Annotated in this window: 9 protein-coding genes and 1 pseudogene; 4 read left to right on the top strand and 6 right to left on the bottom strand. The window is 71.6% G+C overall.

Annotation, left to right across the window (positions count from 1 at the left end):
- Positions 1-9: 9 nt before the first annotated feature.
- From ABZ939_RS06995 to ABZ939_RS06985, 3 genes are all read right to left on the bottom strand, one after another.
- A complete protein-coding gene (locus tag ABZ939_RS06995) occupies positions 10-1,464 on the bottom strand; it encodes a glycoside hydrolase family 16 protein (RefSeq protein ID WP_361850151.1) in 1,455 nt (484 codons plus the stop codon).
- A 98-nt stretch (positions 1,465-1,562) separates the two neighbouring features.
- Positions 1,563-2,456 carry an aldo/keto reductase gene (locus ABZ939_RS06990; RefSeq protein ID WP_361850149.1) on the bottom strand — a complete coding sequence of 298 codons (894 nt, stop codon included), beginning with the start codon at positions 2,454-2,456 and terminating at the stop codon, positions 1,563-1,565.
- The gene (locus ABZ939_RS06985; protein ID WP_361850147.1) at positions 2,453-3,349 is read right to left on the bottom strand and encodes an NAD-dependent epimerase/dehydratase family protein; all 897 of its coding nucleotides are present in this window, start codon (positions 3,347-3,349) and stop codon (positions 2,453-2,455) included. The genes ABZ939_RS06990 and ABZ939_RS06985 overlap by 4 nt, the downstream gene beginning before the upstream one ends.
- A gap of 44 nt (positions 3,350-3,393) precedes the next feature.
- Here ABZ939_RS06985 and ABZ939_RS06980 point away from each other — a divergent pair, with 44 nt between their 5' ends.
- The 3 genes from ABZ939_RS06980 (at position 3,394) to ABZ939_RS06970 (ending at position 4,772) form a co-directional block, all read left to right on the top strand.
- Entirely contained in the window at positions 3,394-3,927 is a 534-nt protein-coding gene (locus ABZ939_RS06980; protein ID WP_361850145.1) for an Lrp/AsnC family transcriptional regulator, read from the top strand.
- Positions 3,928-4,036: 109 nt separating this feature from the next.
- Positions 4,037-4,429, top strand: coding sequence for a MerR family transcriptional regulator (locus ABZ939_RS06975; protein ID WP_329115735.1), 393 nt, complete (start codon positions 4,037-4,039; stop codon positions 4,427-4,429).
- 4 nt (positions 4,430-4,433) lie between these two features.
- Entirely contained in the window at positions 4,434-4,772 is a 339-nt protein-coding gene (locus ABZ939_RS06970; protein ID WP_361850142.1) for a thioredoxin domain-containing protein, read from the top strand.
- On the opposite strand, the pseudogene thrS reads toward ABZ939_RS06970, so the two are convergent.
- Positions 4,769-5,989 (bottom strand): annotated as a pseudogene (thrS, locus tag ABZ939_RS06965) (threonine--tRNA ligase); the annotation flags it as partial. The gene ABZ939_RS06970 and the pseudogene thrS overlap by 4 nt on opposite strands.
- Positions 5,990-6,163: 174 nt before the next feature.
- Positions 6,164-7,186, bottom strand: coding sequence for a DUF6817 domain-containing protein (locus tag ABZ939_RS06960; RefSeq protein ID WP_361850140.1), 1,023 nt, complete (start codon positions 7,184-7,186; stop codon positions 6,164-6,166).
- A gap of 131 nt (positions 7,187-7,317) precedes the next feature.
- On the opposite strand from ABZ939_RS06960, the gene ABZ939_RS06955 reads away from it, so the two are divergent.
- On the top strand, positions 7,318-9,567 hold the full coding sequence (locus ABZ939_RS06955; protein ID WP_361850138.1) for a UvrD-helicase domain-containing protein: 2,250 nt from the start codon (positions 7,318-7,320) through the stop codon (positions 9,565-9,567).
- Here the strand turns inward: ABZ939_RS06955 and glgB are convergent.
- Positions 9,553-11,802, bottom strand: coding sequence for a 1,4-alpha-glucan branching enzyme (gene glgB, locus ABZ939_RS06950; RefSeq protein ID WP_361850702.1), 2,250 nt, complete (start codon positions 11,800-11,802; stop codon positions 9,553-9,555). The two genes, ABZ939_RS06955 and glgB, sit on opposite strands and share 15 nt — an antisense overlap.
- Positions 11,803-11,840: the final 38 nt, after the last annotated feature.

The raw sequence follows: 11,840 nt of genomic DNA, 5'->3' as shown, positions 1-11,840 counted from the left end.
CCCCGGGGATCAGGAGAACGGAATCCTGACCACCGACTGGTTCCCGACGCCGACCGTGCTCGGCCCGTTCCCGATCGCGTTCCACACCTCGATCCGGACGCGTCCGTTCACCAGATTCCCGTGGCTGCCGGTCGCCGACTTCAGACCGCTCGCCTGGGTGTAGTGCTCGTACCCCGGCACGGGATCGGTCGCGAAGTACTGGTACGTCTCCACGCGCTCCCAGCTCCCGTCTCCCGTACGGTCGTAACTCACCCGTACCTGCTGCCCGTTGGCGACCACCGACCCGGCGTCCACGAAGAGGTCGAACTGCGTCGAGCCGCCGTTGTACGTGCGCGTGACCGGACCCGAGGTGAAGACCTGCGGGTTGGCGGGGGCGCCGTCGTGGTTGGCGCCGCCCGCCGAGGCCAGCGTCACCGTGGAGGCGGACTGCGCGTCCCCTGCGCCCGAGCCCGTCCGCAGGTACAGCTGCGAGGAGCCCGAGGGCGGCGGAGTGGTCGGGGGCGTCGTGGGCGGGGTGGTGCCCGATCCGCCCTTCGTCCACACCGCCACGTAGTCGACGAGCATCGGCCGCCCGGACACGGTCGCCGCCGTCGGCGTCTTCCCGGCCAGCGCGTCCGGGAAGGCCCCGCCCATCGCCACGTTCAGCAGGATGAAGTAGCCCGCGTGGCTGGTCATGTCGGCCCAGGCCTGCGCGCCGACCCGGGTCTCGTTCACGCTGTGGAAGAGCTGGTCGTCCACGTACCAGCGCAGCTCGTTGGGGGAGACCGAGCGGTCCCACTCGAAGCGGTACGTGTGGAAGGCCGACTGGCAGCTCGCGCCGGGGCAGGTTCGGCTGGCGCCGATACCGGTGGTCTCCCCGCAGGGCCCGCCCGGGTTCACCCCGCAGTGCAGCACGCCCCAGACCGAGTTGAGGCCGTTGACGTTCTCCATGATGTCGAACTCGCCGATGGCGGGCCAGTTCCAGTAGTTGCCCCGGTACGGCGCACCGAGCGCCCAGAAGGCGGGCCAGTAGCCGAGGGCGGCGTCACCGGTCACGTTCGGCATCTGGATCCGGCCCTCGATGCGCAGGGTCCCGCCCGCCGGGGCCTTGAAGTCGGCGCGTTTGGTCTCGATCCGGGCCGACGTCCAGTTGCCCGCACCGTCCTTGAGCGGGGTGATCCGCAGGTTGCCGGTGCCGTCGAGCCGCAGGTTGTCGGGGCTCGAGGTGTAGTTCTGGATCTCTCCGGTGCCCCAGTTGGCGGGGCCGCCCGGATAGCCGTGGCCGGTGTCGATCTGCCAGTCGGCGCCGTTCGGCAGGGCGCGGTCGGGGCCGTCGAAGTCGTCGCTCCACTGGAGCGACCAGCCGGGCGCCGGGGGCACGGCGCCACTGGCGGTGCCGGCGCCGCCCAGGCCGAGGAGGGCGCCCGCGGCGAGGGCGGCGGCGAGGAGTGAGGCGAGCAGGGGGGTGCGTCGGACGCGGCTCAAGGAGAACACCTCCGGTGGGGGACGAGAGCGTGAGAGCGCTCTCAGGAGGCTTTTGTAGTTGGAGACACCGAACCCGTCAATGGGTTCGGTGCCTTCGACTACCGAACGTCCAGTTCGGCCAACTCCTGTGTATTCAGCACGAGTTCGGCTGCCGCCGCCGAGTCCCGCGCCGTCTCCGGCCGGCTCGCCCCCGGGATCGGCAGCACCGTCTCCGAGCGTGAGAGCAGCCAGGCGAGGGCCACCCGCTGCGGGCTGACCCCGCGCGCCCGTGCCACCCGGTGGAACCCCCCGAACTCCGGGTCCGCCTCCTGGAGCTGCGACGCCCCGTCCAGCGAGCTGCGCGAGATCCCGCCCAGCGGACTCCACGGCATGAAGGCGAGGCCGAGTTCCGCGCAGAGCCGCAGCTCCGCCTCGGCGGTCCGTACGGCGGGGGAGTACCGGTTCTGCACGGAGACCAGTCGCTCGCCCAGGATCTCCCGCGCGAGCCGGATCTGCGCCACGTCCACATTGGAGATCCCGGCCAGCCGGATCGTCCCCGCGTCCAGCAACTCCCGTATCGCGCCCAGCGATTCGGCGTACGGCACGGCCGGGTCCGGCTTGTGCAGCTGGTACAGGCCGATCGCCTCGACACCCAGCCGCGCGCGCGAGGCCTCGGCCGCCCGCCGCAGATGCTCCGGCCGTCCGTCGACCGTCCATCCCCCGTCCGCCGTCCGCCCGCGCCCGCCCTTCGTCGCCACCAGCACGCCGTCCGTACGGCTCCGGCCCCCGTACGCGGCCAGTGCCCGCGCCACCAGCAGTTCGCCCTCGCCCGGCTCGCCGGCCGGCGGGTGGTACGAGTCCGCCGTGTCGAGCAGGGTCACACCCGCGTCGAGCGCCGCGTGGACGGTGGCGAGGGCGCGGGCCTCGTCCGGGCGGCCCTCGATCGACAGCGGCATGGCGCCGAGACCGATCGCGCCGACCCGTACGTCCCCGAGCATCCGGTACCGCGTCATCGGCGCGCCCCCAGCGTCTCCGCGAGGGCGGGCGCCAGCCACTGCGCGGAATTCCCGAAGGAGAATCCGAGAGCCGTGGCACGGGAGTTGTCCATTCCGTACGAGCGGGCGAAGGAGAAGGGCGAGACCTCGCCGACCTCCACCTCCTGGAAGACGGTCCTGCCACCCACCTGCCGCTCGATCTCCGCGCAGATCTCCGCGGTGGTGAGCGGACCATGGGAATGGGCGTTGACGGGTCCGGTGAATTCGGCCTCCACCGCCCATGCGAGGAATTCCGCTATCTCCTCGACATACACATAGGTGGCCGGGTGGTTCACCGCCGGGACGGCGATCGGCTCGCCCGCCCGGATGCGGCGCGCGTAGTGGTCGATCCGCCCGGTGAAGTCGTCCTCGCCGCCCAGCACATGGGCGACCCGCACCGCCGTGTACGGGAACGGCGGCTCGGCCGCGAAGACCGCCTCGGCCTGCCGCTTTCCCTCGCCGTAGTGCTCCTCGAGGAACTCCGGGTCCTCCCAGGGAAGGTCCGGGTCGACGGCGACCGTGCGCGGGTCGACCGCCTCCTCCCGTACCGGGGCGGCCGAGTCCTCGTACTCGTACACCTCCACCGTCGACGTCATCACATAACGCGCCGTACGCGGCCCGAACACCCGCCGGGCGACGGCCGCCTGGCGCGGGGTGTAACAGACCTGGTCGACGACGACGTCGAAAGTCCGGTCGCCGAGAGCGGATTCCAGAGCCGCCTCGTCGTTCCGGTCGGCGATCAGGTGGTCAACACCCTCCGGAACGCCGGAAGAACCCCGGTTGAGAATCGTCACGGCATGACCGGATTCCAGCAGACGGGACGTCAACCGCTTTCCGAAATAGCGGTTCCCGCCGATGATCAGAATGTCCATACGACAAGTGTTACGTTGGGCGCTCGCCGTCTGAAGGGGGAAACATGGGAGTCCAGGCCGCCGCACCGAAGGAACCACGGCATCTGCGCGCCGCCGCCGACGAAACCTCGGTGGGCGCCTTCGACCCCATCGACCGGCAGATTCTGGAACTCGTCCAGACCGACGGCCGGATCAAGCTCAGCGAACTCGGCCGGCGCGTCCGGCTGAGCCCCGCGGCCGTCACCGAGCGGGTGCGGCGCCTGGAGGCGTGCGGGGCGATCACCGGATACGGAGCCCATGTCTCCGCGGCCCGGCTCGGCTACGGCATCCAGGCCTTCATCCGGGTCGACCCGCACGGCGGCTACACCCTCAAGCACCCGCGGACCCTGGAGCTCACCGCCCGGCCCGAGATCCGCGAGGTCCACCACGTGGTGGGCGAGGACTGCTGGATCCTCAAGGTCGCCGTCACCGACACCATCCACCTCGAGGAGATCCTGGAACAGACCTCGGCGCTCGGCCGGACGACCACCTCGATCGTCCTGTCGTCCCCGGTGGAGCGCAAACCCCTGCTCCCGCCCGACGCGGCCAACCGGTCGTGACAACGCGCCGCCCGTCCGGCCGAGTCGGCGAATCCCGCATCACGTCTCGGAGATCGTCGGGCCTCATCTGCTTGCCTTGACGTCGGCGTCAAGGCTTACGTTCGGGGGCATGCGAATCGGCGAGCTGGCCGAGCGGGCCGGAACGACCACGCGGACTCTGCGGTACTACGAGTCCCGTGGCCTTCTGGCCGCCCGGCGTACGGAGAACGGCTACCGCACGTACGACGAGGACGACCTGCGGCTCCTCCAGCAGATCAGGACCTTGCAGGACTTCGGGTTCGAGCTGGAGGAGACCCGGCCGTTCGTCGACTGCCTGCGGGCGGGGCACCCGGCGGGGGACGCCTGTCCCGCCTCGCTCGACGTGTACCGGCGCAAGCTCGCGGAGCTGGACGGACTCGTCGAGCAGCTCCAGGCGGTGCGTGCCCAGGTCGCCGCGCAGCTGCTGCGGGCCGAGGCGGAACTGCCCGGCGGCCCGGAACCCACGTGCGAACTCGGAGGATGACGGAATGATGCAGGTCGAGGGTGTTGCAGAGGTGACGGACGCCGACTTCGACGCCGAGGTCCTGGGCGCGGAGCTGCCGGTCCTGGTGAAGTTCACCGCCGACTGGTGCGGCCCGTGCCGGCAGCTGGGGCCGGTGCTCGGCGCGGTCGCCGCGGAGGAGGCGGACCGGCTGCGGATCGTGCAGCTGGACGTGGACAGGAACCCGGAGGTCACGGTGCGGTACGGGGTCCTCGCGACGCCGACGCTCATGGTGTTCCGGGCGGGCGAACCCGTGAAGTCGATGGTGGGCGCCCGCCCGAAGCGCCGGCTCCTCCAGGAACTGGAGGACGTGCTGGCCCCCTAGGCCCACAGCGCGGTGCTGTGGGACCCGACGAGGGTCTCGATGCGGTCGAGGGCCTCCTCGGAGGGGAGCGGGTCGAGTCGGCGGCCGTCGCGCAGCCGCAGGGCCACGCGGGCGTCCGCCGCCTCCTTGCCGCCGACGACCGCCTGGTACGGGACGAGGCGGGCCTCCCGGACGCGGGCGCCCAGGGTGCCCCGCTCCAGGCCCGCGACCTCGGCCCGCAGACCGCGTTCGGCGCACCGGGCGGCCAGCGCCTCCGCCACCGGCAGCTCGGACTCCGAGACCGGCAGCACCACCAGCTGGACAGGTGCCAGCCAGGCCGGGAAGGCGCCGCCGTGGTGGTCGAGGAGGTGGGCGACGGCCCGCTCCACGCTGCCGACGACGCTGCGGTGGATCATGACCGGCCGGTGCCTGGCGCCGTCCGCGCCGATGTAGTGCAGATCGAAGCGCTCGGGCTGGTGGAAGTCGATCTGCACGGTGGAGAGGGTGGACTCCCGCCCCGCGCCGTCCACGACCTGCACGTCGATCTTCGGTCCGTAGAACGCGGCCTCGCCCTCGACGGCCTCGTACGCGAGCCCGGAGGCGTCGAGCACCTCGCGCAGCAGGGCGGTGGCACGTTCCCACAGCTCGGGCGCGGCGACGTACTTGCCGCCGGGCCCGGGGAGGGAGAGCCGGTACCGGGCGGGCACGATGCCCATCGCGTCGTACGCCTCGCGGATCAGCCGGAGCGCGCCCGCCGCCTCCTCGGCGACCTGGTCCAGGGTGCAGAAGATGTGCGCGTCGTTCAGCTGGATGGCCCGGACCCGGGTCAACCCGCCGAGGACTCCGGAGAGTTCGGAGCGGTACATGCCTCCGAGTTCGGCCATCCGCAACGGCAGTTCGCGGTAGCTGTGCGGGCGGGAGCGGTACATCACCGCGTGGTGCGGGCAGAGGCTCGGCCGCAGCACGACCTGCTCGCCGCCGAGCTCCATGGGCGGGAACATGTCGTCGCTGTAGTGCGCCCAGTGCCCGGAGATCTCGTACAGCTCCCGTTTGCCGAGCACGGGTGAGTACACATGGCGGTAGCCGGCCCGGCGCTCGGCGGCGCGGACGTACTCCTCCAGGGTGTGGCGTACGACGGCGCCGTCGGGCAGCCAGTACGGCAGCCCGGAGCCGATCAGCGGGTCGGTGTCGTACAGGTTCAGCTCACGGCCGAGCTTGCGGTGGTCGTGCACGGTGGTCTCCTCGCGGACAGCGGGCGAGCGACCACAGCACGAAGCCCCGGGGCACTCGCCCCGGGGCTTCGTCACTGGTCAGCAGTCAGCGCGCCGGGACACTCTCCGGCGTCGTCGTGATCATGGCAGCGCGCTTCATGCGGATGACGCTAGCAGGCGGTACGGGCGGGGTGCGCGGGATTATTCGCGCAGGGTCAGCCGCACGCGGCGGGTGATCACGTTGACGGCCGTGATCTCGAAGGTCAGCTCGTCGCCGGGCTGCGGCGAGCGGCCGTCGAGGTCGTCGCGGTCGACGAGAGCCTCGACGCCGTCGGCGACGAGGACGAAGACGCCGGACGGAACTCTCCGCGTGACAAGCCCCGTTCGGAGGCCGTCGAAGCCGGCGCGGGCGAAGGCGCGCAGCGGGTCGGGCTCCAGGGCCTTGAGGGACAGGAAGATCCTTTCCCGGCTCAGGTCGACGCCCAAGACCTCGAACGTCAGCTCCTGCCCCTGGCGGATGACGTCACCGGGGACGTCGTACACGCCCCAGGACACCTCCGGGATGTTCATCATCCCCTCCACGCCGCCCAGTTCCACGAAGGTCACGCCGAAGGTCGCGATCACCGCCACGACACCGGTGACGACATCGCCCCGCTCCAGGCCGTTCAGGAACGCCTCGCGCTCCTCGCCCTTCAGGGCCAGGGTCTCCCGCGCGTCCTTGAACGCCGCGTCGCTCAGCAGGGACCGCCATCGCGTGAAGAGCTTCAGCAGGCCGCCGCCGTGCCGGGTCCGCAGCTCGCGGTTCTCCTGGAGCACGTCCAGTTCGTTCGCGGCCGTCAGCTCCGCGAAGTCCGCCCGCTGCCGGCCCGTCGGTGTGAAGGTCTCGCCCGTGAACCGGTCCCGGAAGAGACCGTCCTCCTGCCCGAGGCCCGGATGGGAGAATTCCCGGTCGCAGCTCGCGTAGACGTAGACGAGCGCCTCCGCCTCCGTGCCGATCGCCGCCGCCAGAATCTCCCGGCGTTCCGGCGGCAGCAGGTGTTCGGCGAATCCGTCCGTCCCGTAGAAGGCGTGGCACAGACCGGCGAGCCGCAGCTCATCCCGTGCGCCCCAGGCCGCCAGTCGGGCCTCGACCCGTTCCAGGTGGGCGAGCAGCGTCCCGCCCGGGTGGTCGCGTGTGTCCGCTCCGTACGCGATCAGCAGATCGCGGGGTTCGTCTCTCCCCATGAGACATGAAAATACCCCGACTAGAATTGCAGCCGGGGTTGTTTCTCGCGTATATTCATGGATTCCGTGTCTACGCACACAAAAGACGCGGAGAAGTTCAATAAACGCACTGTATCGCGCCGGGAGTCGAATTGTCAACCGAGGAATTTCGGAATGAGCAGCAATTCATCACAGAGCTCTACGCACGACTCGACGACCTGAGGGACCGGGCCGAGGCCGCCGTCGGCGTGGCGCTCAAGGCGCCGTGGGTCGGCAACCAGGGCCGGCTGGAGCGGGACGTGATGGTCGCCGAACAGTCCGGGCTGCTCGCCGCCTTCAACGCGGGGGAGACCGGGCTCTGTTTCGGCCGGCTCGTCTTCCGGGACGGGCGCGACCACCACATCGGCCGGATCGGCATCCGCAAGGACGACCCGAACCGCACCCCCCTCGTCGTCGACTGGCGCGCCGAGGCCGCCCGCCCCTTCTACCTCGCCACCGGGTACGAGCCGATGGGGCTCAGCCGCCGCCGGCACATCACCACCCACGGTCGCGAGGTGACCGCGCTCCACGACGAGGTGCTCGACCTCGCCGACGCGACCCGCACCGGGCACGAGAACCGGGACGCCGACGAGGTGCTGCTCGCCGCGCTCGACGCGGCCCGCACCGGGCGCATGCACGACATCGTGCAGACCATCCAGGCCGAGCAGGACCGCATCATCCGCTCCCCGCACCGGGGCGTCCTGGTCGTCGAGGGCGGCCCCGGCACCGGCAAGACCGCCGTGGCCCTACACCGGGCCGCGTACCTGCTCTACGCACACCGGGAGCAGCTCGCCCGGCGCGCCGTCCTCATCGTCGGCCCCAACCCCGCCTTCCTCGGCTACATCGGCAACGTCCTGCCCTCCCTCGGCGAGACCGGCGTCCTGCTCGCCACCCCCGGCGAACTCTTCCCCGGCGTCCGCGCCACCGGTACGGACACCCCGCGCGCCGCCGCGGTCAAGGGCGCCGGCGCCATGGCCGAGGCGCTCGCCCAGGCCGTACGGGACCGGCAGCAGGTGCCCGAGCGCGGGGCACCGCTCATCGTGCCGCACGACGACGGCGACCTGATCATCGACTGGGACATGGCCCTCGAAGCCCGCCACAAGGCCCGGGAGACCGCCCTGCCGCACAACCTCGCCCGCCCCTACTTCGTCTTCAACATCCTCGACGCGCTCGCCGAGCAGCTCGCCGACCGCATCGGAGCCGACCCCTACGGCGGCCCCAACTTCCTCGGCCCCGACGACATCGCCCTGCTCGCCAAGGGCATCGCCGCGAGCGCCGACGTCCACGCCGCCATCGACACCCTCTGGCCGCCGCTCACCCCGGAGTCCTTCCTCGCCGGCTACCTCGCCGAGCCGACGCACCTCTCCGCGGAGGACGCCGACGCGATCCGGCGCGAGAGCGGCCCCTGGACCCCCGCCGACGTCCCGCTGCTCGACGAGGCCGCCGAACTCCTCGGCGAGGACGACTCGGCCGCCCGGGCCGCGGCGGAGGCCGAGCGGGAGAAGCAGATCCAGTACGCGCAGGGCGTCCTCGACGTCTCCTACGCCTCGCGCACCTACGAGTTCGAGGACAAGGAGGAGCAGGACAAGGACGCCTCCGAGGTGCTCTCCGCGCACGACATCATCGACGCCGAGCGCTTCGCCGAACGCCACGAGGAGGCCGACCACCGCAGCGCCGCCGAACGCGCCGCCGCGGACCGCACCTGGGCCTTCGGCCACATCATCGTCGACGAGGCGCAGGAGCTGTCCGCGATGGCCTGGCGGCTGCTGATGCGCCGCAGCCCGACCCGCTCGATGACCCTGGTCGGGGACCCGGCCCAGACCGGGGACGCGGCGGGCGTCGGCTCGTGGCAGGACATCCTCACGCCGTACGTGGAGGACCGCTGGGAGCTTGTCCGGCTCGGGGTCAACTACCGCACCCCCGCCGAGATCATGGCGATCGCCGCCGACGTCCGGCGCGAGGCCGACCCGGCGTTCGAGCCGCCGCGCTCGGTCCGCTCCACCGGGGTCGAGCCCTGGGAGCGGACCGTCGAGGACCCGGTCAAGGAGACCGCCGACGCGGTCGCCGCCGAACTGCGCACCGAGGGCCGGCTCGCCGTGATCGCCCCGCCGGACCTGCACCCGGGCCTCACGGCCGCGCTGCCGGACGCCTCGTACGGACCGACGCCCGACCTGACCCGCCCGGTGGTCCTCCTCGCCCCCCGCCAGGCCAAGGGCCTGGAGTTCGACACGGTCCTCGTCGTCGACCCGGACGGCATCCGGGCCGGCGCCACGCACGGCGTGAACGACCTGTACGTGGCGCTGACCCGGGCCACTCAGCGGCTCGGCGTCATCCGGAGCGCCGACGCCTCACGCAGGCCGTAGCCACACCGTCGCCAGCGGCGGCAGCGTCATCCGTACGCTCGCCGAACGTCCGTGGGAGGGCACCGACTCGGTCTTCACCGGGTCGGTGCTCACCACGCCACCGCCGCCGTACCGCGTCTCGTCCGTGTTCAGGACCTCCACCCAGGCCGCGCACGTGTCCGGGACCCCGAGCCGGAAGTCATGCCGTACGACGGGGGAGAAGTTGCAGACCGCGAGCAGCGGCGAGCCCTCGGCGTCGTAGCGGAGGAACGCGAAGACGTTGTCCTCGGCCGCGTCCCCCACCACCCACTGGAAGCCCTCCGGGACGGTGTCCCGCTCCCACAGCGACGGTGTCGCCCCGTAGACCGTGTTCAGATCGCGCACCAGATCCCGTACGCCCCGGTGATCGGCCTCCGCCCCGTACGAGGGGTCGAGCAGCCACCAGTCCGGGCCGTGCTCCGCGGACCACTCCGCGCCCTGGGCGAACTCCTGACCCATGAAGAGGAGTTGCTTGCCCGGGTGGGCCCACATGAAGCCGAGGTACGCGCGGTGATTGGCGCGCCGCTGCCACCAGTCGCCGGGCATCTTCGAGACCAGCGCCTGCTTGCCGTGCACGACCTCGTCGTGGGAGATCGGCAGGATGTAGTTCTCGCTGTACGCGTACACCATCGAGAAGGTCATCTCGTTGTGGTGGTACTTGCGGTGCACCGGCTCCTTGGCGACGTAGCCGAGCGAGTCGTGCATCCAGCCCATGTTCCACTTCATGCCGAAGCCCAGACCGCCGAAGCCGCCGGGCCCGACCTGGTCCGTCGCCCGGGTGACCCCGTCCCAGGCGGTGGACTCCTCGGCGAAGGTGATGATCCCGGGGCAGCGCCGGTACACCGTCGCGTTCATCTCCTGGAGGAAGGCGACCGCGTCCAGGTTCTCCCGCCCGCCGAACTCGTTCGGCACCCACTCGCCGTGCTCGCGGGAGTAGTCGAGGTAGAGCATCGAGGCGACGGCGTCCACCCGCAGGCCGTCGATGTGGAACTCCTCGCACCAGTAGACCGCGTTGGCGACCAGGAAGTTCCGCACCTCCTTGCGGCCGTAGTCGAACTCCAGCGTGCCCCAGTCCGGGTGCGCGGAGCGGCGCGGGTCCTCGTGCTCGTACAGCGGCCGGCCGTCGAACTCCGCGAGCGCCCAGTCGTCGCGCGGGAAGTGCGCGGGCACCCAGTCCATCAGGACGCCGATCCCGGCCCGGTGCAGGGCGTCGACCAGGTACTTGAAGTCGTCGGGGGTGCCCATACGGGCGGTCGGCGCGTAGAAGCCGGTCACCTGGTAGCCCCAGGAGCCGCTGAAGGGATGCTCGGCGACTGCCATGAACTCCACGTGCGTGAAGCCGAGATCGCGGACGTAGTCGGGCAGCTGCTCGGCAAGCTGCCGGTACGTCAGCCCCGGCCGCCAGGAGGGAAGGTGGACCTCGTAGACGGAGAGCGGCGCCTCGTGGTGCGGTCGGGCGCCGCGGCTCGCCAGCCACGCCCCGTCACTCCACTCGTGGTGGGAGTCCGTCACCACCGAGGCGGTGTTCGGAGGGCACTCGGTGCGGCGCGCCATCGGGTCGGCGCGCAGCGTGTGGGAGCCGTCGGGGCGGGTGATGTCGTACTTGTAGAGCGTGCCCTCGCCGATGCCGGGCACGAAGAGCTCCCAGACGCCCGTCGCGCCGAGGGAGCGCATCGGCAGTCCGGTGCCGTCCCAGTGGTTGAAGTCGGTGGCGACGCGGACACCGCGGGCGTTGGGCGCCCAGACCGTGAAGCGGGTGCCGGTCACGCCCTGGTGGGTGGTGATCCGCGCACCGAGGGCCTTCCACAGCTCCTCGTGGCGCCCCTCGCCGATGAGATGCAGATCCAGCTCGCCGATCGCCGGAAGGAACCGGTAAGGATCCTGTACGGCCAGCTCGTCGCCGTCGTAGCGGACGCGGAGCTCGTACTCGGGGATCTTGCGCAGGAGGGGAAGGAACCCGGAGAAGAAGCCGTCCCCGTCGTCGCGCAGGGGGGTGCGCTTCCCCTTGGCGAGGACGGTGACCTCACGGGCGTACGGGCGCAGGACCCGGATCGCGATACCGCCGCGGACGGGGTGGGCGCCGAGGTGCGCGTGCGGGTCGTGGTGCTCCCCGGCGAGCAGCCGCGCCCTGTCCCCCGCGTCGAGCGGCGGCACCTTCCGTACGGGATCCTGGGCCGCCCGGGGCGCGGGGGGCGCGGGGGTCTTCGCCGGGGGCACTGCCGTCTTTCGAGCGGATCGGGCGGATCGGGCGGTCA

It is taken from the genome of Streptomyces sp. NPDC046712 (assembly GCF_040645695.1).
GTDB lineage: Bacteria > Actinomycetota > Actinomycetes > Streptomycetales > Streptomycetaceae > Streptomyces.
The sequence above is the reverse complement of the archived record's forward strand: the minus strand, read 5'-3'. Positions and strand labels throughout refer to the sequence as shown.